Source organism: Allobosea sp. BH3 (assembly GCF_025499465.1).
Classification (GTDB): domain Bacteria; phylum Pseudomonadota; class Alphaproteobacteria; order Rhizobiales; family Beijerinckiaceae; genus Allobosea.
Map to the genome: position 1 here is coordinate 1 of NZ_JAIMCA010000003.1, position 24,220 is coordinate 24,220.

Genomic DNA, 24,220 nt, shown 5'->3' on the forward strand with positions numbered 1-24,220 from the left:
CGCGAGGCGACGGGCGGGCGCAGCGTGGCCAGAGCCGCCTGAGCCTCGGCGAAGCTGGATTCTCGATATCAGGCGGCGCCCGAAAGGGCGCCGCCGTCTTTTTGATGCGATGCAGCAGAATTTCGTGGCGCCGGTCCGGCGCACGGTGCCTGCGCCGAGCAATGCCTGGCCGTCGTCCCGGACCGGCAGATTCTGGCCAGTCCGCTGCTATCGCCGCGAGGTCGGCGCGGCGTTTTGCTTCAGCTTGGCGATCGCGCCGCGTATCGGCCCGAATGGCCCGTAGCGATGCTGATCCGCGCTGAAGCCATCGGCATAAGGGCCGTAGGCGGTATCGACCGGCTTCGAGAGCAGGTCAGGGAAATCCTTCTCCAGCCCCGCTTTGACCGGCCGAGGATGCGAAAGCATGTAGGCGGCGACATCCCACGCGTCCTCGACGGAAAGCTGCGGGTCGGTGAAGTCGGTGCCGTGGGGCATGTTGAAGTGGATGAAGTTCGCCGCCACGCTCAAGCGGGCCATCCCGGCTCCATTGTTGAAGCTGTCGTTGCCCCACAAGGGCGGGACCATATAGCCGAAGTCACTGGTCTGCAGATTTCGCCGCACGCCCAAACCATCCGTGCCATGGCAGGCGGCGCACACCTTCTGAAAGACGCCTTGGCCCCGCGCCGGATCGGCTGCGCGGGACAATTCGGGCATCGAACCGGCTCCGAGGCCCGGCAGCGTCTCACCCTTCGCAACATTGCGGGACAGGAAGTCGACATAAGCGACCAGAGCCCGCATTTCGGGCGCATCGTCGGGCAGGGCGCGGCCGTTCATGCTGCGCGTCATGCAGGAGTTCAGGCGATCCTCGATGGAGATCGGCCCGCCCGTCCGGCTGCTGTACTGCGGAAACAGATCAGCCAGGCCGAACAGCGGCAAGCCGAATTTCCGGGTGCCCGCCGAGAGGTGACAATTGCTGCATGACAGGTTGTTCCCGCTGTAGCGTCGGTCCGGGTTCCCGACGTTCGGCCCGATCAGCGAAGGGGTCGCGACGATGAGATCACGCCCCTTCTTGATGAGCTGATCCGACGCGCTGTCGGACAGCGCGGCCACGTCCGGGATGGTCCACTCGGTCATCTTCTGAGGAGACTGGGCAAATGCGCCCACCGTCCCGATGATCGCGGTCGCGGCGATCAGGGGGACGCCGACAATATTGAGAGCTGCTCTGACCAGGTCCACCATGATCTCCCTGTGACGATCCGAGCCCAGATTCGCACCGGGATATCGCCAAGCGGATCGTACACGATCGATCCAATGAGAGGTATCGACGGCTGGGTTCGTCGCAACGCCAACGTAAAAAAGTGCCGCGAAATGCGGATGTCTCAAACCGAGTGCGACCTCAACCTGTCACAACGCTCTGAGCGGAGTTATGGCGGGCTTGCCATCGGGAGCCGTATACATGGCGGCGTGGACTTCGAAGACCCGCGCGACCGTCGCCGGCTCGATCATTGTTTCGGGCGTGCCGTGACAGACGAGGCGTCCGCGCTGCATCACGGCGACCGCATCGGCAAATCGAGCGGCGATGTTAAGATCATGCAGCACGACAATCGTCGTCAGGCCTCGTTCGCGGGTCGCGCGCGCCACCACCTCCATCACTTCGAGCTGGTGGCGTATGTCCAGAGCGCTGATCGGCTCGTCGAGCAGCAACAGTGCCGGTTTCGAAGCAAGGGCCTGGGCCAGAAACACCAGCTGACGCTGGCCTCCGCTCAATTCCCCCAGATAGCGGGAGGCGAGAGCCAGGAGGCCGAGCTCGCGCAGACCGGCCTCGACCGCATCGAGGTCGGCCGCACCCACGCGCAGGCCGAGCCGGCCCAGGCGCCCCAGCAACACCGTTTCAAGGACGGTCAGCGCAGCGCGCCCGCCAATGTCCTGCGGCATGTAGCCGATGCGGTCGGCCTGCCGCCACGAGCCGTCGAACGCGATGGTGCCGCCATGCGGGATCACCCCGGCGATCGCCTTGATCAGCGAAGATTTGCCCGAGCCGTTGGGGCCGATCACTGCGAGGATTTCTCCCGTTTCGGCAACCAGGTCGAGCTCCGGGATCACTTCGGTCGCGCCGTAGCGTACACTCAGATCGCTTACGGACACTTTCACCAGAAGGCCCTCCGGTTGCGCATGATCAGCCAGATGAAGAAGGGAACCCCGACGAGCGAGGTGACGATGCCGATCGGGACGATGGCGCCGGGCAACACCGTCTTGCTCGCGATCGAGGCCACCGACAGCAGCAGCGCTCCGTAAAGCGCAGAGGCCGGCAGGAAGCTGCGCTGATCCTCGCCGACCAGCATGCGGGCGATATGCGGCGCCACCAGCCCGACGAAGCCGATCGTTCCGACGAATGCGACGGCCACCCCGGTCAGCGCGGAGATCAGCGCAAACGAGCGCAGCCGGAGGCGCCGGACATCGACACCGAGCCCTCGTGCCCGTTCGTCGCCCAGTTTCAACGCCGTCAGCCGCCAGGCGTCGGCAACGAGCCAGGGGATGCAGGCAAGCAGCACTGCACCGATGATCCAGAACTTGCTCCAGCTCGCCTTCTGCAGACTGCCGAACAGCCAGAAGACAATCTGCTGGAGCGCCTCCGGCGAGGCCACGAACTGGAGCAGCGCCAGCAGGGCCTGGAACAGGAAGAGCAGCGCGATGCCGGCCAGCAGCAGGGTCTCCGGTGACGAGTCCCGTGTCGACCCGATGCCGTAGACCCCGGCGCAGGCCAGGCAAGCGAAGAGGAATGCCATCAGCGGAATGGCATAGGCTTCCGGGACCGGGATCATGACGCCGAGCACGATGACCAGTGCCGCGCCGAAACCGGCCCCCGCGGAGACACCGAGCGTGTAGCTGGAGGCCAGCGGATTGTTGAGGATGGTCTGCATGATCGCGCCTGAGAGCCCCAGCGCTGCGCCGACGACGAGGGCCACGAGGGCCGTCGGCAGCCGGATCGACCAGACGATCGCGTCGACCATGCGGTCCTGGGCCAGGCCGAAGACCGAATTGGCGACGGCGCGAACGGGCAGGAGCGCCGGCCCGGTCGCTATATCCAGAATGAGGCTGATCAGGGCGCATGCTGCGCCGAACACGAGCACGACGGCGCGGCGCCGCGCCATCGCGGCATGAAGGCGGGCTATGTCGCCATGGCGGGAGCCTTCACCCGGGAGGGAGGTCCGCGTCGCCGAGGCCCCCTCGCATCGGGGCGGAGGGGATGGGACCGACGCAACCGGGAATGGCGTGCGGGTGGGGCAATGCATGGAACTGGCGGACATCGAGCGGCTCCTGTGTCCGCGGGTCAAGGCTTGATCGGCAGCATCCAGGTGCCGCTGAAGGCGATGGGCAGGTACTTGTCGTGATAGGCCCTGAGGCTCGCAACCGGATCGACATCCGCGAAGGCTTCCGGATAGAGCCGCTTGGCGATGTACTGCATCGCGACGAAGTCATAGAGCGTGCGGCACAGGCCATGCTCGATCGCGCTGATCTCGCCGGCGTTGATCGCCTTGAGGTTGTCCCAGCCGGGGCGCGCGGCATAGGGTCTGAGGCTCGCTCGGGTTTCCTCGGGCGTGACATCGTAGCCGGTGCGGACGGCCTTGGCCCTCCCGAGCCAGGAGGAGGACGCCATCAGGATGACGTCGGGGTTCTCCGCGATCACCGCCTCGCCGTTCAGCGGTCCCCATGGCCCCGGGATCTTGCCGTTCGCGATGTTGCTGGCGCCGAGCGTGGTGATGATCTTGCCCCACATCGTGTTGTTGTAGGTGTTGCCGATCGTGTCGGCGCCGGCCTGGCCCAGCTCGACATAGACCTTCCTGGTCGGCGCACCGGCCGTCTTGGCCTTTTCCACCCGCGCGAGGATATCGCGGTACTGGTGCTCGTAGAGCGTCGCGAGTTCCTCGGCGCGCGCCTCGCGGCCCATCACCTTGCCGAGCGCGCGGGTCGAGGCGAGATGGCGCTCCAGCAGCTGCGCGTTGTAGTCGATGATGACGATGGGGATGCCGGCGCCTTCGATCTGCCCGACCTGGGTCCCGAGCGCCTTGAAGGCCCATTCGGACAGCAGGAGGACATCCGGCTTGAGGCTGATCACCTTCTCGGCGCTGAAGCTGCCGTCGTCGCTATGTCCGATATCCGGCATGCCGGCGAGGTTGGGGATCGCGGCCTTGTAGCGGTTGAAGATCAGGGGGCGCCAGCCTTCCCATGGCGCGCGGGAGATCCCGACCACCTTCTGCCAGCCCTCGACGCCGGCGACCGCGGTGAACTCCTCGAAGTTGAAGTTGAGCGCCACCCGCCTGATCGGCAACTCGACCGTGACCTTGCGCCCGAGAGCGTCGGTGACTTCGGTCGGGGCAGCAAGCGCTGCGGCGGAGCACCCGGCCAGTGCCAGGGCGTAGAAAAGGGATTTGATCCTGTTGAGCATGTCGATGTCCTCGTGACGGCGGTGGCGCTCGTGTGACGTGGCGCCGTTCGGTCAGGGGGCAGCGGGGGAGCGCGCAGGCCGGGGAGAGTGCGGCGGCACGCGATGACGCGGCGACCGATCCGGCTCAGGCGGGCTGCGGCTGATATCGTCGATGCCGCTCCATTGCGCATCGCAGATCATGCCATCCTCGATACCCCGGCCACGCAGCCGTGCGGCGCGTGGCGGCGTCAGCTGAGGGACGGCGGCGCTCGAGGATTGGCGGGAGAACGGCCGCCGACATAGCCCTGTGGCGTGTCGAGTTGGCGCGCGAAGGCGACGCGGTCGACGTCGCGATAAACGATCGGCGCGTGTTCGCCCGAAATCGGGATGAGACTTGTCGATGCGAGGGCGCAGACCGTCCGGCAATGATCGGTCAGGTCGGGTTGACCCGCATCCGGACGGGAAGCCCCGTCATGCGACGCCAGCGGAGAACAGAGCGTCATGCCGAGGCTCTGCGCCAACGCGGCGTTGGCGGCATGCGCGCCCGAGGCCATGCCGGTCAGGATTGCCTGAAGCACGAGCAGATAGGCGGCCGCAAGGGCGACCCATCGACGTCTTCCGGTTCCGTGGCGACAAAAGAGCAAGTGCTGCACTCCTTGCGTCAGCGATAGCACCTTGCTGTGGAGCGTCAATGCGCCAGCGCAAACTCGGTGCCTTGCGTAAAGAATGTCGGGGCCGCTCCAAGAAACGGAGCCCCTGACATGCGACATGCGTCAGAGCGGGACGTCGGCTGACAGCGACAAGGATCGCAAACGACGGGTGTTGCCGTTACGGTACCACTATGGCTTCCTTGCCAAGCTGATCGATTGAAGAGTGTCATGGTCGCGGGGCGTCATGCCCTGGCTCGATTGAGGATAAGATAATGCGGCTCGAACGATACCTGCTGGCGGCCTTCCTCGTCGCGATGTCGGCGCCGCTCGATTCCGCGCGCGCCGATGATCGCCTGAGTGGGACCTGGGCGGTCGACTTGGCCTCCTGCGGGGACGTGTTCACCAATCGCAATGGGCGCCCCGCATTCAAACGCAACTCAATGGACGGAGCTGCGGGCCTCATCGTGAGCGGAAAGCAGATGCGTGGGCCGCGGGCGACCTGCGACCTCAAATCGTCGAAACAGCAGGGCGACGTGCTGACGTTGCTGCTCGGCTGCCAGAGCCAGATCATGTTCGACAAGATGACTGTGTCGGTCCGCTTCGAGGGACCCGACAAACTGGTTCGGTTCGATCCCGCTTTCCCCGAGATCACCACGACCTACAACAGGTGCAGCCGATAACCGGTCGCACTCTGTCGACTGCAATGATGTTGCAGCGAACGATTCGCCTCGAAGGTCTTGAAGGCGCTCAGCATTTCACGATCCTGACCCAGAGAACTGGCTCGGGCGGCGAGGCCGCCGAAGGAGCATCCCGGCGGCGCCGGGATGCCGTTTTGGCGCCGCAGCGCGAGGCGTGCGCCGTTCAGGCCGGCACTAGTTGCATCGGTGCGGGAAGATAGCGGAAGCCGTCGCCCGCTTTGACCAGATTGCCGAAACCTGGCCAGGCGAAGTGATAGGACATCACCGGCATCTTCTCCTCGGTCAGCATCGTCAGAAGCCGGACGCGGGATTGCACGGCCTGCTTCGGATCGCTGTCATAGGCGAATTCGAGGCGCGGATTCTCGGTCAGCAGGACGGCGTGATGCGTCAGGTCGCCGAGGAAGGCGAAGGACTTGCCGCCGGATGCCACCTTGAAGATGTGGTGGCCCGCCGTGTGGCCCGGCGCTGCGAGCGCCTGGACGCCCGGCAGGAACTCCTGCTGGTCCTTGAAGAAGACGAGGCGGTCGCGCACCGGCAGGAGATTGGCGCGCGCATGCACGATAAACGCCTTCAGCGGCGAGTTCATCTTGCCCTCGTCAGTCCAGAAATCGAAATCGATCTGGCTGATGTGGATGCGTGCATTGGGAAAGAGCGGCTTGCCCTCCGCGGTGCAGATGCCGCCGATATGGTCGATATGGGCGTGGCTGCAGACGATGTCGTCGACATCCTCCGGCTTGATGCCGGCCTCCTCCATGCTCTTCAACAGCCGGCCGGTCGTCGGGCCGAACGCCTTGGAAAACCCCATGCCGGTGTCGAACATCACAAGCCGGTCGCCGAAGTTCACGATCGGGATGTTCTGCTCGAGGACCACGTTCTCCTTGGGCAGGAAGTTGGTCTCGAGCATGCCGTAGACGGTTTCCTTCGGCACGCCGAGGAAGCTCGCGCCTGGATCGCCGAGCGGCAGCGGCCCGTCCGACACCACCGTGACCTCGGCGGTGCCTAACATGAACCGGTAGAAATAGGCCGGTTGCGTCTTCGAGAGCGGCGCCTTGGCAAGGGCGGGGCCGCCGATCGGCAGCATGGCTCCTGCGGCCAGTGCCGCAGCCGAACCGAGAAAGCCGCGTCGACTCGCGGATGGCGGAATGAACTTGTCATTGGACACGGCATTTCCTCCTGTACGGTCTGGCTCCCGGCTCTCGATTCTTGATAGAGAACGCGTGCGCGTGCTCTAAGCCGTCGGCGCTTCGGAGGTGGACGGGGTTGGCCGTTCCGGCTCTGCCGTGCCACCGCGGCGGAGGATGCACCTGCCCCTACGTCCGGACCAATATCCGTTCGATCTAGCCTCCATAACGCAAAGCTGCGGCTGGCATGGTAAGCTGGCGGGCCGAGCGAGCCCTCGAGCCAGAGGCCGAACCGGCGGCGGGCGCGCTGGCCATTGCCTTTCCGGCCCGCTATTCAGCGGGGCATCGAGCGCGACCACTGCGAGACGAAGAGGGCGATGGATCTACGTCAGCTCCGCTATTTTGCCGCCATCGTCGAGCAGGGCTCCTTTTCGAAGGCCGCAACGAAGCTGCGCGTGGCGCAGCCGGCGCTGAGCCAGCATCTGCGCCACATGGAGGACGAGCTCGGGGTCGCGCTGCTGCATCGCGGCACGCGCGGCGTCCAGCCGACCGAGGCCGGCGAACGCCTCCTGACCCGCGCGCATTCGATCCTGGCCGAGTTCGCCGCCTTGCGCGAGCAGGTCCGCGGCGAGGCCGAGCAGCCCGCCGGGGAAGTGCGGATCGGCCTGCCCGGCACCGTCAGCGAGCAGTTCAGCGTGGCGCTGATCCAGGCCGCGCGGGAGCGCTATCCCGCCATCCGGATCCGCATCGCCGAGGCGATGAGCGGTTTCGTGCTGGACTGGCTGAGGCGCGGCGATGTCGACCTCGCCATGATCTACTCGACCTCGGACCCGAAGGGGCTCGGCATCCACCACGTCCTCACCGAGGAACTCTGCCTCTTCTCGGCGGCGGGCGCCGCGCATCAGCCCGCGCTGGCAGGGCGTTCGGCTCCGCTTGCCGTGGCTGCCGCGCTCGACCTGATCCTGCCCGGCCCCGGCCACGGCCTGCGAGACCAGATCGACGAAGCTGCGAGTGGGGCCGGAGCCACGCTCCAGCCGGCGATCGAGATCGAATCCTACAGTCAGATCAAGCGGCTGGTGGAGCGGGGCTTCGGCTACAGCATTCTACCGCGCATGGCTGTCGCGGTGCAGGAAAAGGCGGGCGTCTTCCAGACCTGGCGGATCGAGCGGCCCTCGCTTCATCGCAAGGTCTATCTCGCCTATTCGACGGAGCGGCCGATGCCGACGGCTGCCCGCGCCATCGGCCAGCTTTCGTGGGAGATCCTGCGCGGCCTCGTTGTGGACGAGACCTGGATCGCGACACTCGGCGAGGATGGCGGCCCGCCGAAGCTCTACGGCTAGCCTTCGCCAAGGAGGCCCGCTCAGGCGATGCGGGCTGTGCCTTCCATGCGAACCCTGCCGTCGCTGCCTTCGGTCCAGGTCCGGATCGTTCCGTCGCCCTGCCGCTGGGCCTTCACGGTGAATGAGCCGCCCGCGATCAGCGGGTTCAGGCCACGGTAGTCGAGCTTCAGCGTCGAGCGTCCGGACAGCACCGCCGCGATGTTCAGCATCAGCGTGGCCTGGATCGGGCCGTGCACGACAAGCCCGGCATAGCCTTCCTCGCTGGTGACATAGGGCAGGTCGTAATGGATGCGGTGGCCGTTGAAGGTCAGCGCCGAATAGCGGAACAGCAGCACCGGGCTGGCCTCGACCTCCCAGGCGAGATCGGCCGGGGCGGGCTCGGCAGGTGCCGGCGCACGCGCGGGCGCGGCATTCTGCGAGGAGGCCTCGCGATAGACGATGTCGTGGCGCTCGCGCAGGTTGAGCCCGCGCGCGGTCGTGATCTCGTGCTCGACGGCGACGAAGCAGAGAGGGCCGGTGCGGCCATCCTTGGCGGTGACGTTTCCGATGCGCGAGCGGCGCGTGACGAGGTCACCTTCGCGCAGCGGCGCGAGCGTCTCGATGCTGCCGCCGGCCCACATTCGCCGCGGCAACGGCACGGGCGGCAGGAAATCGCCCTTGGCCGGGTGGCCGTCCTGACCGAGCGCAGCCATAGGCGCGATCGGCGGCGCAAGGCACCAATGCAGGGCGAGGGGAGCATCGCCAGCGGCGCCGGGCGCGAGATGGGGAGCGAAAGTGGCTGTGAAGCTCTCGATCAGGCGCGGCGTGACGAGGTCGGAAGCCTCCTGGGTCCGGCCGATCCAGCTTCTGAGATGGTCGATGTCCATGGCGCGGCCCAGCTTCAATAAGAGCGCGGCATGCCGAGGACATGCTCTGCGAGGTACGACAGGATCAGGTTCGTCGAGATCGGGGCCACCTGGTAGAGCCGCGTCTCGCGGAATTTCCGTTCGATGTCGTATTCCTCGGCGAAACCGAAACCGCCATGCGTCTGGACGCAGGCATTGGCCGCCTCGAAGGAGGCGTCGGCCGCCAGCATCTTGGCCATATTGGCTTCCGCTCCGGGGTTCTCGCCGGCCTCGTAGAGCCGGATCGCTTCGCGCACCATCAGTTCGGCTGCCCGCATGTTGGCGTAGGCCTTCGCGATCGGGAACTGGATGCCCTGGTTCTGGCCGATTGGCCGGCCGAAGACCTGCCGCTCCTTCGCGTAACCCGCAGCCTTCTCGATGAACCATTTTGCGTCGCCGACGCATTCGGCCGCAATCAGGATGCGCTCCGCATTCATGCCCGAGAGTATGTAGCGGAAGCCTTTTCCCTCTTCGCCCACAAGGTTCTCGGCCGGAACCTTCACATTGTCGAAGAAGACCTCGGTGGTGGCATGGTTCATCATCGTGCGGATCGGCCGGATGGTGAGGCCCGCCTTGAGCGCTTCGCGCATGTCGAGGATGAAGACCGAGAGACCGTCGGTGCGCTTATGCACTTGATCCCGGGGTGTGGTCCGCGCCAGCAGCAGCATCAGGTCGGATTGCGCGGCGCGGCTGGTCCAGATCTTCTGGCCGTTGACGATGTAGTGCCCGCCCTCGCGCCTGGCCGTCGTGCGCAGGCTCGTGGTGTCGGTGCCGCTCGTCGGCTCCGTGACGCCGAAAGCCTGCAGCCGCAACTCGCCGGAGGCGATCTTCGGCAGATAGCGTTGCTTCTGGTCCTCGCTGCCATGCCGCAGCACCGTGCCCATCACATACATCTGGGCATGGCAGGCGGCACCGTTGCAGCCTTGCCGCTGGATCTCCTCCATGATGACGGCTGCGGCCGAGAGCGACAGGCCCGCCCCGCCATAGGCTTCCGGGATCAGTGCGGAGAGGAAGCCGCTGTGCGTGAGGGCTGCGACGAACTCGGTCGGATACGCCATCTCGCGGTCGAGCCCGCGCCAGTATTCGCCGGGAAAGTCGGAGCAGAGCCGGGTGACGGCGTCGCGGATTTCGGTATGATCTGAGGCGTGTTGCATCTGTTTCTTCGGCTGTTCGTTCAGCGGTCGGGGGTGAATTCGGCGCGTAGCGCCGCGTCATGCTGGCCGAGGGAAGGCACCGGGCGAGGACGCACCCGCTCGCCGTCCACGATGGCGGGCGGAGCCAGCACCTCCACGTCACCAAGTGGCGTTTCCACGGTGAGCGCCGTGGCAGCCGTGTGGTCGATGAGGTCACCGACGCTGGAGACCGTGCCATAAGCGATCGCGTAGCGGTCGAGCGCAGCGGCAACCTCGTTGAAGGGCCTGCTCGCGAGCAGGGCCTGCACCTCGGCATCCACGACGTGGCGTTGCCGCACGCGCAGCACATTGGTCGCGAAGCGCGGATCCTCGGCCAGCGCCGGGCTGCCCAGAACCTCGCGCGCCAGGATCTGCCATTCGCGCTCGCTCTGGATCGAGATCAGTATGTTGCCGTTGGCCGTCGCGAAGACGCCATAGGGTGCGATCGAGGGGTGTGCGAGGCCGAGGCGAGGGGGCTCGATGCCGCCATAGCGCCGTGTCAGGTAGGGCACGTTCATCAGTTCGCCCAGCGTATCGAAAAGCGAGAGCTGGATGGCGGAACCCTGGCCGGTCCGCGCCCGTCGCAGCAGCGCTTCGAGGATGGCCGCATAGGCTGCCTGGCCGGTGGCGATGTCGGCGATGGAGACGCCGATACGGGAGGGGCCGGAATCCTGCGTGCCCGTGATGGAGGCAAGCCCGGATTCGGCCTGCACCAGCAGGTCATAGGCCTTGCGCTGATGGTGCGGGGTGCCGGGGGCATAGCCCGAGACATCGCAGGTGATCAGCCGGGGGTAGCGGGTCCGCAGCTCGACGGCGCCGAGGCCCAGCCGCGTCGCCGCACCGGGCGCGAGATTCTGGATGAACACGTCGGCCTTGCCGAGCATGGCCTCGACGAGGGCGCGGTCATCGGCCTGCTTGAGATCGACCCGGCACGACTCCTTGCCCCGGTTGAGCCAGACGAAATAGGAGGACTGGCCCTTCGCATAGTCGTCGTAGCCGCGTGCGAAATCTCCCTCGGAGCGCTCCAGCTTGATCACGCGGGCGCCGGCATCCGCCAGCTTGCACGTCGCGGTCGGGACGGCGACGGCCTGTTCGAGCGCTACAACCAGGATCCCTTCGAGGGCGTCTGTCATTGTTCCATGTCCGTCGGCAATCGTGGCAGACGGGGCGTCCAACGGCCTTCGAAGTCAAATAGGGTTTTGCGATGTCGGCCATAGCGAAATGCTGGCTGCCGCCGCCGCCTCCATAGGTAATCGCTATGGCCCTCATCGTTTTATCCTACTTGTCCTGACTTCCGGCCCATGCACCCCTCTGCGACCAGGCAGCGCGCCGCCCAAGAGCGCGCTCCAGAGGAATCCAGGGAGAGGAACGATGGCAATCAAGGGATTTGCTGCGGCCGCATTCGGATTGGGAGCGCTTCTGACGCTGCCGGCGCAGGCGCAGGACAAGCCGAAGGAACTCGTGGTCGGCATCGCGACCTTCCTGTCCGGGCCAGCCTCGGTCTTCGGCGTTCCCGGCAAGAACGCAGCCGACCTGTTCTTCGAGGAGCTCAACGCCAAGGGCGGCATTCTCGGCGTCCCGGTTAAGCCCGTTTATGTCGATGAGGGCGCCGGCACCAACCAGCTGATCTCGGAATATCGCCGCGTCGTGCAGGACCAGGGCGCGCAGGTGATGTTCGGGGCGATCTCGTCCGGCTCGTGTAACGCGCTCGCGCCCGTCGCCGAGGACCTGAAGGTCGTCAACGTGATGTGGGACTGCGGCACGCAGACCATCTTCGAGGACGGCAAGTGGAAGTATTCGGTCCGCACCCAGGGCCATGCCGGCGCCGAGATGATGGCGACGCTGCTCTACCTGATGAAGACCAAGCCGGACTTCAAGACGGTCGCCGTCGTCAACCAGGACTATGCCTGGGGCCGTGAATCCTGGGCGCTGCTGCAGGCTGGCCTCAAGGCGCTGAAGCCGGACGTCAAGGTCGTGGCCGAGCTCTTCCCGAAATTCGGCGCGCCGGACTTCTCGACCGAGATCACGCGCCTCTCGGCGCTGCGGCCCGATGTCGTGATCTCGACCTCCTGGGGCGGCGACCTCGACACCTTCGTCCAGCAGGCCGCTGCGCGCGGCCTCCTGAAGCAGTCGACCTTCGTGCTGCCGCTGGCGGAAAGCTCGCTGGAGCGGCTCGGCGCCGTGCTGCCGGAGGGCGTGATCGTCGGCTCACGCGGAGATCACTACTTCCTGCATCCCAAGCACAAGAACTCGCCCGAAATGCAGGCCTTCGTGAAGAAATACAAGGACAAGACCGGCGTCTATCCGATCTATCCGACCTTCCATATGAACCAGGCCGTGACCGGGCTGGTGAAGGCGTATGAGAAGGCAGGGGCCGCCGCCGGGGGCAAGTGGCCGACGAAGGAGCAGGTCATCGCCGCCTTCGAGGGCCTGGAGTTCAAGTCGCTGACGGGCACGATCACCATCCGCTCCGACCATCAAGGCCTCGAGGACCAGATGCTCGGCACCACCAAGCGCGTGCCGGAGTTCCCCTTCGCCGTCTACGACAAGATGGCGCTCTATCCCGGCAAGCTGGTGACCACGCCGGTCGGCGAGAAGTCGCTCGACTGGTTCGCCAAGGTGAAGCCGGATCTGGTCAACGACAAGTCGATCGAGACCTTCGACTATTCGAAGTGATGCGGGTGGACCTCGCTGTGCTGGAGCGCGGCGAGGTCTGCTCTCAACATTTCGTTTCACCCTCCTTCGTCATCCCGGGCGGCCGCAGGCCGTCCCGGGATCCATCGTAGAGCTCGGCGCCCTTCGATGGATCCCGGCGCTCCGCTTCGCTTCGGCCGGGATGACGGCGGTGTTTCGAGCGGCAAGACACGAAACGGCGTTTGAATGCCTCCAGAAATGCTCTTCCTCGCCGCGCTCGACGGCATCGCCTATGGCTCGCTGATCTTCCTGGTCGCGGTCGGGCTGTCGTTGATCTTCGGCGTGCTCGGTGTGCTGAACGTCGCCCATGGCTCGTTCTATGCGATCGGCGCCTATGTCGCGGCGAGCGCGGTGCTCGCCGCCGCCAGCATGGGCCTGCCGACCTGGCTGTCGTTCCCGCTGTTCCTGGTCTCGGCGATCCTGGTCGGTGTCGTCGTCGGCGGTGCTGTCGAGGCGCTGCTGCTCAGGCGGATCTACGGCAAGGAGGAGGTGCTTCAGCTCCTCGTGACCTTCGCCGTCTTCATGATCCTGGAGGATGCGCAGAAGGTGATCTTCGGCGTCCGCCCGCTCTTCGCCAACGCGCCGATGAACTGGCTCGGCACGGTCGAGGTTTTCGGCATTCAGTACACGGTCTACCAGCTCATCCTGATTCCGCTGGTCGCGTTGGCCGTGCTCATCGGTTTGCGGCTGTTTTTGCGCCGCACCTCCTTCGGCCGCGCCATCGTCGCCGTGACGCAGGATCGCGAGGCCGCCATGGCGATGGGCATCAACGCCACGCATGTCTACCTGTTCACCTTCATGATCGGCGCGTCGCTGGCCGCGCTCGGCGGGGCATTGTCCTCGGCCACGACCTCGCTGACGCCGGGCATCGGCTCAGGCATGATCGTGCTGTCCTTCGCGGTCGCCGCGACAGCCGGGCTCGGGCGGATCGAGGGGGCGGCCGTGGCGGCGCTGATGATCGGGCTCGGGCGCTCGGCGGCGGTCTATTTCGCGCCGGAGTTCGACGTGCTGATCCCCTACCTGATCATGGTCGCTGTGCTGCTGATCAAGCCGGAAGGCCTGTTCACGACGCTGCAGACGAGGAAGGTCTGATGTCGCGGCAGCTTATCGTCGGCGCGCTGCTGCTCGTCGCGCTCGTCGTCTTCCCGCTGGTTTCGCCCTGGTCGACGGTCATCCTCACGGTCGCGCTCTGCGAGGGGCTGGCAGCGCTCGGTATCCTGGTCTTGCTGCGGGCGGGGCAGGTCTCGTTCGGGCATGGGCTGTTCTTCGCCTTCTCTGCCTATGTCGTCGCCTTCATGGCGGCGGCGAAGTTCGGCCATGAGGTTCTGCTGCTGGTGCCGATCGCCACCGCCGCCTCTGGGCTGGTTGCGGCGTTGGTCGGGCTGTTCATCGTGCGCTACAGGGCGATCTTCTTCGGCATGCTTAACCTCGCCATCTCGATGGTGTTCTGGTCGCTGCTGGAGAAGCTGTTCTCGCTGACGGGCGGCGCCGACGGCAAGCGCGTGCCGCGCCCGACGCTGGCCGGGATGACGCTCGAGCGCGAGGCGTTCGAGTTCTGGATGTTCTACATCACGCTGGCGCTGGCGGTTGTCGCGGCGCTGGCGGTCGCGCGCTATCTGGTCTCGCCCGGCGGCAAGGCGCTGGAGGCGATCAAGACGAACGAGACCCGGCTGGAATATCTCGGCGTATCGAGCCGCAAGGTGCTCTACGGCGCCTATCTGCTGTCGGGCCTGCTGGCGGGGCTGGGCGGGGCGATCATCGCGCTGGTCTCGGGCCATGTCACGCCGGAGCTGGCCTATTGGGTGCGCTCCGGCGAGTTCGTCTTCATTGCCATTCTCGGCGGCGTCGGCGGTGTCGCAGGGCCGTTCCTCGGCGCGCTGATGTTCCAGATCATCCGGGGCTATGCGGCGGTCTACGCGCCCGAGACCTGGCACGCAGTGCTCGGCATCATGCTGTTGATCATCATCTTCTTTGCGCCGACCGGGCTCTATGGCCTCATTGCCGGCCGCAGACGAACCCCCGCGACGAAGGAGGGCGCGCCATGAGCGAGTTCATCCTGGAGGCGCATGATCTCGAATTGCGCTTCGGCGGTGTCCAGGCCGCCAATGGCGCGAGCCTGAAGGTTCGCACGAATGAGCGCATCGCCATCATTGGCCCCAACGGCGCCGGCAAGACCACCTTCATCAATCTCTGCACAGGCTATCTCAAGCCCCAATCGGGGCGCGTCGTCTTTGCCGGGCAGGATGTGACGGCGCTTTCTCCCCGCGTGATCACGCGGCGCGGCATCGGCCGTTCCTTCCAGATCCCGCAGCTCTTCACCGACAATACGGTGATGGAGAACCTGCTGCTGGCGCTCAGCGCGCGCGAAGGCACATGGTCGCCCTTCCAGCGCCTCGACCGGCATCCGAAACGCGAGGAGATGGTCGCGTTGCTCGACAGTGTCGGCCTGCGTGAGACCGCGGAGCGGCCCGTGCGTGAGCTGCCCGAAGGCATGCGCAAGCTGATCGACATCGCGGTGGCGCTCGCGCTCGATCCGAAGCTCATCTTCATGGACGAGCCGACCTCGGGCGTCTCCAGCCATGAGAAGTTCCAGGTCATGGACACGCTCACCCGTGCGCTGGATGCCCGCGCCACCACGGCGATCTTCGTCGAGCACGATATGGACGTGGTCGCCCGCTATGCCGGCCGCGTCGCCGTCTGGTCAGGCGGGCGGATCGCGCTCGAAGGCACGCCTGACGAGATCCTGAACCATCCGGAGGTTCGCCAGACCGTGATCGGGGTGGGAGTCTAGCCATGCTGGAGATCAAGGGGCTTTCCGCCGAGATCGAGGGCGTCCGGGTGCTGCGCGGCGTGGATTTCGCGCTGGCCGAAGGCGCGACCGTCGCGCTGATCGGCCGCAACGGCGCGGGCAAGACCAGCTTGCTGCGCGCCATCATGGGCTTCATGCATGTCACGGCAGGCAGCATCGCTTTCGATGGCCGGCCGATCCTGCCCCTGCCGCCCTATGAGCGGCCAAGGCTCGGCATCGGCTATGCGCCGGAGGACCGCCGCCTGTTCTCGAGCTTCTCCATCGAGGAGAACATCCGCCTGCCGGCAGAGGTGATGAAGGTGCCGGCTGCGGAGATCGCCCGCCGGCTCGACGGGGTCTACCAGGTGTTGCCGGAGCTGGCGGAACTGCGCCATCGCGCCGCGGCAGGCTTATCAGGCGGGCAGGGCAAGATGGCGGCTCTGGCGCGGGCGCTGATGGTCGGCACCCGCATCATCCTGCTCGATGAGCCGTTCCAGGGGCTGGCGCCCGTCCTGGCCCAGCGCTACGCCGCCGCCCTCCGCGCACTCCGCAACAGCCATCCCGACATCGCCCTGCTGATCACCGAATCCAACCCGAGCCTGCTGCGCAGCTTCGCCGAGCGCGCCTATGCGATCGAGCGCGGGGAGGTGACGGAAGTGGCGGGCGGCCTGGCGGCGAGCTCGCTGGAGGCGGCGGGGATGCACTGACGCGCCGCTTGAGTGGAATGGCGCCGGAGGCGGGGCGAGACGCTCCCTCACATCATGATGATGTGCCGGATCGTCCGGCCCTCGTTCAGCGCGTCGAAGCCTTCGTTGATGCCGTCGAGCCCGCTGCTGCTCGTCATCAGCTTGTCCACCGGCAGCTTGCCGCGCTGGTAGAGATCGACGAAGCGGGGAATGTCGCGCACCGGGATGCAGGAGCCGACATAGGAGCCCTTCAGGGTTCTCTCTTCGCCGACGAGGCGGACTGGCGCGAGCGACAGCGTATGGGCCGGGTTGGCGAGGCCGGCCGTCGTGGTGGTGCCGCCGCGGCGGGTGATCTGGTAGGCGAGATCGAGCGCCTTGACCGAGCCGGCCATCTCCAGCCCGTGGTCGACACCACCCTTGGTGGCCGCCCGGATGGCATCGACGACGCCCGGATCGCCGGCGTTGAAGGTGTCGGTGGCGCCGAGTTCGCGCGCGACGGCGAGCTTCTCATCCGAGAGGTCCACGGCGATGACGCGAGACGCGCCGCAGGCGGCCGCGCCGAGCAGGGCGCTTAAGCCAACGCCGCCGAGCCCGACGACCGCGACCGTCTCGCCGGCCCGGACCTTGGCCGTGTTCACCGCCGCGCCGACGCCGGTCAGCACCGCGCAGCCGAACAGCGCCGCGATTTCGTGGGGGATGTCGGCCTCGATCTTCACCAGCGAATGGCGCGAGATCACCGCGTGTTCGGCAAAGGCCGAGACGCCGACATGGTGATGCACGGGCTTGCCGCCGACCGACAGCCTGCGCCCGCCGCCGAGCAGTTCTCCGATGCCATTGGCGGCGTTGCCCGGCTCGCAGAGCGCGGGCCGCCCCTCAGCGCAGGGCGCGCAATGCCCGCAGGACGGCACGAAGACCATGATGACCCGGTCGCCCTTCTTGAGGTCCTTTACGCCCGGGCCGGGCTCGACAACTTCGCCCGCTGCTTCATGACCGAGCACCATCGGCACGGGGCGGGGGCGGTTTCCGTCGATGACCGAGAGGTCAGAATGGCAGAGGCCGGCCGCCCGCACCCTGACCAGTACCTCGCCGGGGCCCGGCGGAGCGAGATCGACCTCTTCGATCGAGAGCGGTCGGCTTTTCGCGTAAGGCGCCGAGACGGGGCTGGCGTTCAGGACGGCGGCACGAATCTTCATCTAGGCATTTCCTCGGTCGGCGCTTCGGGCGCCTTGTCGAGGCCATCGGGCTGCAAAAGCCGGCCTGTGTCAAAGACGGAATAGTGATCCGGCCCATAAGCCGGTTCGCGCTCACTTCTCGGAGCCGCAGGCGCCGACCTTATCGGATATCGAACTCGACCCACAGCTTGGGTTTGCAGCGGACCGCCTGGAGAGAGCCGCCGCCTTGGGCCAGCGCAGGGGGAATGGCGCCATCCGCCAGCCAGGGCTCGTCCGCACGCACGACCCTGGCGCCGGCGCGGAGCTTCAGCGCGCCGAGGATGTCGGTGAACGGCATCTCTCTCCAGCCGATCTTCTTCGCGTCCGCCTCGTTGACGGGGATGAAGGCGGACAGATCGGGATCGTTCATCAGCTCCAGCCCCTTCGCCTTAAGGGTGGCGTTATGGCTGCCGTGATGGCCGACCTTCAGATAGACGGTGCGCTTCATCAGGTCGGGGCCGGTCACGGCAGTTCCGTTCACCTCCCATTTGAGGTCATGCCAGGACAACCAGTTGCCGACCTGCGCATCGCCAACGAAGAGCGCGATGCGGCGATTGCCGAATTCGAACGCCAGGACAAGGCTGGTGTTGTTGACACCCTTGTCGAGCCGCATGGCGAGGTCGGCCGAGAGGCCGAGCCAGTCACCATCGATCCGCCGCCAGGATTGGTCGACGGTGACCGCCGCCGCCGGCTTCGCCTTCGCCTTGCCTGCCGTAGGTGCGAGCGCCGGCCCGCTGTAATGGGCATGGAGCAGCTCGACGAGGGCGGCCGAGCTGGCATCTGCCAGATCGGCGGTCTTCGGCGCGGCTGAGCCTCCGGCGAGAGGCAGAACTTCGCTGAGAGCCTTGCCGAATTCGGGGTCGAAGGGCGAACTCTCGTCCTCGGCAAAAGCATCGGCGCCTCCTGCGCAGCCGAGCAGGGCCTTCGCCATCGCCATGCCGCGTCCGCCGGCAAGCCCATGGCCGTACAGCTCGCTCGCCCGTTCCTCCAGGCCGATCGCCGCGGCATCGCGCGGCGGTCCGAGCACATAAATCTTGATGCCGGCGACGCCCGGCAGGGCGAGCGGGCCGGCGCCGGGCTGCTGATACGAGACCTTGCCCTTCGCCAGCCTGCGGGCGGCGTTGCGGGCCTTGCGGACATTGTCGCCGGCCGCACCGAAATAGAAGCCGAGAATCTGCGAGAGCCCCTGCCTGAGCGCGCCGAGATGGGCGTCGCCGCCGCTCAGCCCCGCCAGCCGGCTGCTGGCCGCCTGCAGGGCCGCGAGCGCCTGGCCCTTGTATTCGTCGAGTTCCCGCGCCAGCGGATCGTCCGGGTCCTCGGTCCAGCCGAACCACACATCCTCGACATGGATGCCGCCAAAGGCTGCGGCGGCGCTGGTGAAGCCGGAGACATGGTCCCAATGCTCGTGGGTCACCACCAGAAGGTCGATGCGCTTCGTCACGCTGGCGATGTCGGCGACGATCTCGCGGACCTTGTCGGCACCACCCGAGACGCCGGAATGGACGCCGCAGTCGATCAGCATGAAGTAGCTGCCGCCATCCTCACGCGGAAAGCGCAGCAGATGGCAGTCGCCGATGCCCTGGCAATAGTGCCGGACGGTGAAGGCGGCTGTGGCTCGTGCTGCGTCCGCTTCTGGCGATGCGGCGGGGCTGGTGCCGCGCCGCGGCGCTGTCCGGCGACGCGGCTTCGGTTCGGCGGGTGTCCGCGGCGTCCTAGCCATGGTCGTGCCCTCCGCGGTCGGCATGCATCAGGGCGAAGGGCTCTCCGGCCATGCCGCCGAAATAGAGCGTGCGCAGCGGGGAGAGATGGCTTTCGCCAAGGGTGCGGCGCTGCAGCTCCAGGCGCCTTTCGCTGTCGACGTTCTTGACGACGATGTAGCGGATTTCCGCCTTGCCGGTGTTGGCGTCGAGGATCAGCGTCGCGCCGCCGCGGAACCAGAAGAAGCCATTGGCCACGTCCTTCCCGTCGAAAGGAATGGGGCGGCGCTGATGGACGACCGCGACGATGGTCTTCTGCAGGGAGCCGTCCGGTCCGGTCCGCTGTGCCGGGCGCACGCTGAAGACGTCGAAGGTCGTCGCTCCCTTGGCCGGCCCCGCAACCGTGCCACGCGCATCGTATCGGGGCATGTCCGGCAACAGTCCGAAGTCGCGGCAAGACTCGGGGGCCGCCGCGAAGGCCTCGTCCAGCGCCCGCCAGAGTGCCCAGCGGTTGCGCTCATTGGCGGCGACGATGTCGTCATGGCTCGCGCGCCGCTCCAGCGCGAAGTCGATCCGCTCGAAGGCCTTCGCCACCCAGGCGGGATCGTTGGTTTCCGGCGTGTTCCAGGTCAGGCTCTCGGTCGAGACGGTGCGCACGCTGCGCATCGGGATGCCGCGGGCGCGGAAGGCCTCCATGAAGGCGACGCGGTAACCGTAAGGATCATCCGGAACGAGATCGACATCGGCCGTGATGATCGCCCGCAGATACTCCTCGAAGGTGATGTCCATGGCCGGGCAGTAGTCGAGGGCCCGGATGCACATGCGCAGCACATGGCCTGCCGCTTTGCAGGCCTCTCCGACGAGCCGCTCGACCAGATCGGGGTGAATCGCGCCCGAGGGCAGGATGCCGGTGCCGCCCGTCGCGATGCGGATCAGATCGGCCGTGCGGCGCTGCACGATGGCGAGGAAGGCGTCGTAGACGGCGAGGACCAGGATTTCGCCGCGGTCATGCGGCTCCAGCGTCGTCGCATACCGGCGCGCACGGGTCTTCGCGCTGAGATAGTCGCGCAGTGCCCCGCCGATCCCGCTGCCTTCGCCGAACTGCGCGGCAAGCCCGGCCAGCAGCGTGGCTGCATCGAGGCGCCCGCGGGCGCGGCCGATCTCGAAGCGAACGAGTTCGGGGATGGAAAAATGCTGGAAGATTGCGACGATATCGGCGAAGCCCTCATGGAAGGCGGCGACATCGGGGTTCGAGTTCTCCTGAAAACGGCGATGCAGCCCGTCGAGCAACGCATGCGACATCTCATGCGAGACGATGTCGCTCGACAGGCAGGTGAAGACCATGCTGCCGGGCGCAGTCGCATCGTTCTGTGTCGAATCCGCCGGGAAATAGCCGAAGAGCAGGGCCACCTTGTTCGGGCTGTAATAGGCGTTCGGCGCGCGCAACGCGTGCGGGTAGATGCGCAGGCGCCGCACCGGGGTGGCGTCGTCATAGCTGCCGTCGGCCTTGCGCGGCCGATGCGGCGCCCAGAGCGCGCGCCGCCCTAGCGCCTTCTCGAAGGCGCCGATGGTCTTCATCGCCACCGCATAGACCATCTGCTGGTGGAACTGCGGATTGCCTTCCGAGGGCGGCAGGCCGTTCTGGGCCAGCAGCCACGGGTCGTTGAGATCGACCGGTTCATAGGCCTTGCCCGAGGCGGGGTCGACATCGACCACTTCGAGATAATCGCCGACCGGGCCGGGCTTCAGCGGGCCCGGCGCATGCGGCCCCGCCTCGAGATGATCGTCCCAGGGGAGGCTGAGCACCGTCTCGTTGACCGGCAGCGTGTCGAGCCGCTTCGCCATGCCGGGATCGAGCGCGTAGACGCGCAGCCGGCGCGGCGGCGGGCCGGGCTTGATGATCTTGCGGCGGATGCGCCGGGGCAGGGCGGTCGCGGTGGGCGATGTTGGCGCCCCTGCGCGGCCGAGATGGCTTTCCAGAACGGCTCGCAGTGCCTGCGACGGATTGCCGGCATCGAGCGCGGCTTCGAGGTAGCGGTTCTTCTCGGCCGCGCTGATGGTGGCGGGATCACGCTCGGGCGAGGGCATGGCCGCCTCCACGGCGGCGACGCGCTGCGCCATCTGGGTGAGTTCGAGAGCCAGCATTGCCCGCCGCCGCGCGTCGGCTCCAGCGGCTGCGATCCCCACACCTCCCTGGCCGAAGACCATGCCGAACCATGGGAAGCTCGACTCCGAGGGCGGCAGCTTTGTCAGATCGCCGGCCGGAGCCGGCCGGATGGCGAGCGCTGCCTCTGCGTTCAGTATGCCCTGGCCGATCTTCTCGAAGGTCTCGGCCGCATCCATGCGCGGCGTGCTCTTGGCGGCGGAGCCGAACAGCGCCTTGCGCACCGCCTCGACCCGCATCCACGGCTGCGGATAGGTTTTCACCTGGTTCCAGTGCTGCGCCAGCCACAGCGCCGCGGCGGCGGCGACCTGCGGCGTCGCGGCCGAGGTGCCCGCGCCGTCCATGTCGACGATCGTTCCGCAGCCGATCTGCGCCCAGGGGACATTCGGCGTGTAGGCGCCGATCGCGGTGGTCATTTTTTCGGCCGGTCCGAAATTGCCCTGCATCGTGCCGGCGGAGAGGCCGGCATAGGCGCGTCCGTCGGCCATAAGGCCGCAGGCGGCGATGACGCGCTTGAGCCGAGCCGGATAGACGATGCTCTTCGGCGTCGGCACCCAGGCGATGTTGTTGCCGCCAGCGGTGACGAGCACTACGCCGCTGTCGTAGGCAAGGTTCACCGCGTCGGCCAGCGCCTGCGAGGTCAGGCCGCCCATGCTCATCGACAGCACATGGGCGCCGTTGCGGCGCGCATGCTCGATGCCCTGCACGATCGTACCGGTGGTGAAGCGCACCACCCAGTCGGCGATGCGGATCGGGATGATTTCGGCCTCCGGCGCTCCACCGAGAAAATCCGAGAAGCGCGGGAAGCCGGGCGGCCTTTCGATCCGGTTGCCGGCGAGCAGCGAGAGCGTGCCGGTGCCGTGTCCGCGGTTCGTGAAGAAGGACTCTCCAGGCGGAATCCGGTCGACGGCATCGTTGGGATCGCCGCCCGCTACGAAATTCGCCTGTAGGTTCGTGAGCAGCCGGCGCGGCCGCGTGACGTGATCGGGATCGTAGCCTGTGTCGAGATGGGCGATGCGGATCTTGGCCTGCGCGGTGCCGACCTTGTCGCGCGCGCTCTTGAGGTGGCTGAAATCATCGCCGAGGTTCCAGGCCGGGCGAGGGCCCTTGGCCTTGCCGCCACCCGCATCCTGGTCGTCGAAGGCGCAGATTTCGGCCGCGGCCGCGGCGTGCCCCGCCGCGCCTTTCGCATCGTCGCTTGGCCGCTCCGCGAGCCAGCTCTGCTCGATGTCGGGCTCGATCGCCACGATCCCGTCCGCGCCCGCCTTCGCCGCGTAGTCGGCGTCGCCGAGAAGCACATGGGCATCGTCCCAGAGATGCCCGGAGGAGGCCTTGTCGCCGATCTTCAGCCAGGTCGAAGACCCGCCTCCCGCAAGCGCCGGGCCTTCGGTCGTGGCGGGCACGTTCAGGATCGGCTGGATCTCGAGGCTGCTGACACCAAGGCGCTTCGATGCCCGCGCGGCAAAGGCCCGTCCGTCCCCGCGCACCTTGACCAACAAGCCAGCCATGACGCTCTCCTCGCCGCAATGCACGCTACGGAGTGACCAAAAGTAAATTTGCACGCCGGACACGCGCAGACAACATCGTCATGCCGGGATGATTGCCTCGTCGGCCTAGCGGAGCCATCCGACGCGATGTCGACTTGGAGGAACCATGAGTGTGGGCTGAAAGATAATACCGCCAGCTATGTCAGGATCGGATGCAGCTTTATACCGCGACGCTGAATAGTGCCGACTCCGTCCACTGATCTGTGCGCTGGTTCACAGACCCATCGGTAACCCGGGAACGATGCTGTCTGCAAAGCAGCCGAAGGGGGATCCGATGCGCTATATCGTCAGCAACGTCTATAACGGCCTCAACCTGAGGGCTTCACCTTCGGAGAGTGGCACGATCCTGGGCACGATGCCGTTCGCCACGGTGTGCGACCTCATCGAGGACACCGGCACGAAATGGAAGAAGGTGCGGGCCCCGCTGAACGGCTCGGCCACGATCGGTTTCGCGTCGGATCGCTATCTCACCGAGGCCAAGAGTGACGCCATCGTTCGCCTGATGACGTCCGTCATGCACTACTGGACGCTGTTCGATCGCGGCGGCGGCCGCGAGGGTGTCCAGCCCTTCAAGGACGAGGTCCTGAAGATGTGGGACGAGCTCGGCGGCGGGCGGCCACCGGATAACGACACCAGCCACCGGGACTGGCCATGGTCGGCCGCCGGCATGTGCGCCTTCATAAGGCGGGCAGGGGGCTATACCGCTTTCAAATTCGCCGCGGGCCACTCGGTCTATATTCATGACAGCATCGTCAAGATGAAGGCCAATCGGGCCGCGCCGTTCTGGGGCTTCCGCATCACCGAGAAGAAGCCGGAGGTCGGCGACCTGATCGCTCAATGGCGGGTCAGGCACCAGACCTATGACACCGCGGCGGCGAGCGACGGGTTCAAGTCCCATACCGATGTCGTATGCCAGGTCCTTGAGGATTCCGTGCGGGCGATCGGAGCCAATGTCCCGACCGACACCGTGGACGTGAAGGTCTATCGATTGACGCCGACCGGCTTCCTGGCCGGGAGCCGCAACGAAATCGCGATCATGAAGAACATGGCGCAATAGCCGGGGCCGGCGCGTAGTCGTGGGGGCGTAGCGGTCACCGCTCGATGAAATGGCTTCCGCTGAGCAGCGCTGCCGCCCGGGCCTGTCGCGATCGGCCTCCGTCCGG

Annotated in this window: 20 protein-coding genes; 8 read left to right on the forward strand and 12 right to left on the reverse strand. The window is 66.7% G+C overall.

The window, feature by feature from the left end:
- Positions 1-207: 207 nt before the first annotated feature.
- The 5 genes from BoBH3_RS09030 to BoBH3_RS09050 all read right to left on the reverse strand — a co-directional run bounded on the left by BoBH3_RS09030 (position 208) and on the right by BoBH3_RS09050 (position 5,097).
- The gene (locus tag BoBH3_RS09030) at positions 208-1,218 is read right to left on the reverse strand and encodes a c-type cytochrome (RefSeq protein WP_262330474.1); all 1,011 of its coding nucleotides are present in this window, start codon (positions 1,216-1,218) and stop codon (positions 208-210) included.
- Between the two features lie 165 nt (positions 1,219-1,383).
- Positions 1,384-2,130 carry an ABC transporter ATP-binding protein gene (locus tag BoBH3_RS09035; protein ID WP_262330475.1) on the reverse strand — a complete coding sequence of 249 codons (747 nt, stop codon included), beginning with the start codon at positions 2,128-2,130 and terminating at the stop codon, positions 1,384-1,386.
- Entirely contained in the window at positions 2,127-3,131 is a 1,005-nt protein-coding gene (locus tag BoBH3_RS09040) for a FecCD family ABC transporter permease (protein WP_262330476.1), read from the reverse strand. The genes BoBH3_RS09035 and BoBH3_RS09040 overlap by 4 nt, the downstream gene beginning before the upstream one ends.
- 179 nt (positions 3,132-3,310) lie before the next feature.
- On the reverse strand, positions 3,311-4,426 hold the full coding sequence (locus BoBH3_RS09045; protein ID WP_262330477.1) for an ABC transporter substrate-binding protein: 1,116 nt from the start codon (positions 4,424-4,426) through the stop codon (positions 3,311-3,313).
- Between the two features lie 227 nt (positions 4,427-4,653).
- A complete protein-coding gene (locus BoBH3_RS09050) occupies positions 4,654-5,097 on the reverse strand; it encodes a DUF2946 family protein (RefSeq protein ID WP_262330478.1) in 444 nt (147 codons plus the stop codon).
- A 230-nt stretch (positions 5,098-5,327) separates the two neighbouring features.
- On the opposite strand from BoBH3_RS09050, the gene BoBH3_RS09055 reads away from it, so the two are divergent.
- On the forward strand, positions 5,328-5,735 hold the full coding sequence (locus BoBH3_RS09055) for a hypothetical protein (protein WP_262330479.1): 408 nt from the start codon (positions 5,328-5,330) through the stop codon (positions 5,733-5,735).
- Positions 5,736-5,916: 181 nt separating this feature from the next.
- On the opposite strand, the gene BoBH3_RS09060 is transcribed toward BoBH3_RS09055, so the two are convergent.
- Positions 5,917-6,897 (reverse strand): MBL fold metallo-hydrolase, encoded by a 981-nt coding sequence (locus tag BoBH3_RS09060; RefSeq protein ID WP_410050589.1) that lies wholly within the window; start codon positions 6,895-6,897, stop codon positions 5,917-5,919.
- Positions 6,898-7,251: 354 nt separating this feature from the next.
- Between BoBH3_RS09060 and BoBH3_RS09065 the strand changes: the two genes are divergently transcribed.
- Complete coding sequence (locus BoBH3_RS09065) at positions 7,252-8,214, forward strand: LysR family transcriptional regulator (protein WP_262330480.1); 963 nt, start codon at positions 7,252-7,254, stop codon at positions 8,212-8,214.
- 20 nt (positions 8,215-8,234) lie between these two features.
- Here BoBH3_RS09065 and BoBH3_RS09070 read toward each other — a convergent pair whose 3' ends face one another.
- From BoBH3_RS09070 to BoBH3_RS09080, 3 genes are read right to left on the reverse strand one after another with little or no spacing between them, the layout of a single operon-like run.
- Entirely contained in the window at positions 8,235-9,080 is an 846-nt protein-coding gene (locus tag BoBH3_RS09070) for an HTD2 family dehydratase (RefSeq protein ID WP_262330481.1), read from the reverse strand.
- Between the two features lie 14 nt (positions 9,081-9,094).
- On the reverse strand, positions 9,095-10,252 hold the full coding sequence (locus BoBH3_RS09075) for an acyl-CoA dehydrogenase family protein (RefSeq protein ID WP_262330482.1): 1,158 nt from the start codon (positions 10,250-10,252) through the stop codon (positions 9,095-9,097).
- Positions 10,253-10,272: 20 nt separating this feature from the next.
- Positions 10,273-11,403 carry a CaiB/BaiF CoA transferase family protein gene (locus BoBH3_RS09080; RefSeq protein WP_262330483.1) on the reverse strand — a complete coding sequence of 377 codons (1,131 nt, stop codon included), beginning with the start codon at positions 11,401-11,403 and terminating at the stop codon, positions 10,273-10,275.
- A gap of 238 nt (positions 11,404-11,641) precedes the next feature.
- On the opposite strand from BoBH3_RS09080, the gene BoBH3_RS09085 reads away from it, so the two are divergent.
- The 5 genes from BoBH3_RS09085 (at position 11,642) to BoBH3_RS09105 (ending at position 16,459) form a co-directional block, all read left to right on the forward strand.
- The gene (locus BoBH3_RS09085; protein ID WP_262330484.1) at positions 11,642-12,946 is read left to right on the forward strand and encodes an ABC transporter substrate-binding protein; all 1,305 of its coding nucleotides are present in this window, start codon (positions 11,642-11,644) and stop codon (positions 12,944-12,946) included.
- Between the two features lie 204 nt (positions 12,947-13,150).
- Positions 13,151-14,056, forward strand: coding sequence for a branched-chain amino acid ABC transporter permease (locus BoBH3_RS09090; protein WP_262330485.1), 906 nt, complete (start codon positions 13,151-13,153; stop codon positions 14,054-14,056).
- On the forward strand, positions 14,056-15,009 hold the full coding sequence (locus BoBH3_RS09095; RefSeq protein ID WP_262330486.1) for a branched-chain amino acid ABC transporter permease: 954 nt from the start codon (positions 14,056-14,058) through the stop codon (positions 15,007-15,009). The genes BoBH3_RS09090 and BoBH3_RS09095 overlap by 1 nt, the downstream gene beginning before the upstream one ends.
- Complete coding sequence (locus BoBH3_RS09100; protein ID WP_262330487.1) at positions 15,006-15,755, forward strand: ABC transporter ATP-binding protein; 750 nt, start codon at positions 15,006-15,008, stop codon at positions 15,753-15,755. Before BoBH3_RS09095 ends, BoBH3_RS09100 begins: the two co-directional genes overlap by 4 nt.
- A 2-nt stretch (positions 15,756-15,757) precedes the next feature.
- On the forward strand, positions 15,758-16,459 hold the full coding sequence (locus BoBH3_RS09105; RefSeq protein ID WP_262330488.1) for an ABC transporter ATP-binding protein: 702 nt from the start codon (positions 15,758-15,760) through the stop codon (positions 16,457-16,459).
- Positions 16,460-16,506: 47 nt separating this feature from the next.
- On the opposite strand, the gene BoBH3_RS09110 is transcribed toward BoBH3_RS09105, so the two are convergent.
- From BoBH3_RS09110 to BoBH3_RS09120, 3 genes are all read right to left on the reverse strand, one after another.
- Positions 16,507-17,631 (reverse strand): zinc-dependent alcohol dehydrogenase family protein, encoded by a 1,125-nt coding sequence (locus tag BoBH3_RS09110; RefSeq protein WP_262330489.1) that lies wholly within the window; start codon positions 17,629-17,631, stop codon positions 16,507-16,509.
- Between the two features lie 139 nt (positions 17,632-17,770).
- Positions 17,771-19,369 carry a ComEC/Rec2 family competence protein gene (locus tag BoBH3_RS09115; protein ID WP_262330490.1) on the reverse strand — a complete coding sequence of 533 codons (1,599 nt, stop codon included), beginning with the start codon at positions 19,367-19,369 and terminating at the stop codon, positions 17,771-17,773.
- Positions 19,362-23,018 carry a S8 family serine peptidase gene (locus BoBH3_RS09120; RefSeq protein ID WP_262330491.1) on the reverse strand — a complete coding sequence of 1,219 codons (3,657 nt, stop codon included), beginning with the start codon at positions 23,016-23,018 and terminating at the stop codon, positions 19,362-19,364. Before BoBH3_RS09120 ends, BoBH3_RS09115 begins: the two co-directional genes overlap by 8 nt.
- Positions 23,019-23,331: 313 nt before the next feature.
- Between BoBH3_RS09120 and BoBH3_RS09125 the strand changes: the two genes are divergently transcribed.
- Positions 23,332-24,114 (forward strand): DUF2272 domain-containing protein, encoded by a 783-nt coding sequence (locus BoBH3_RS09125; RefSeq protein WP_262330492.1) that lies wholly within the window; start codon positions 23,332-23,334, stop codon positions 24,112-24,114.
- Positions 24,115-24,220 lie beyond the last annotated feature (106 nt).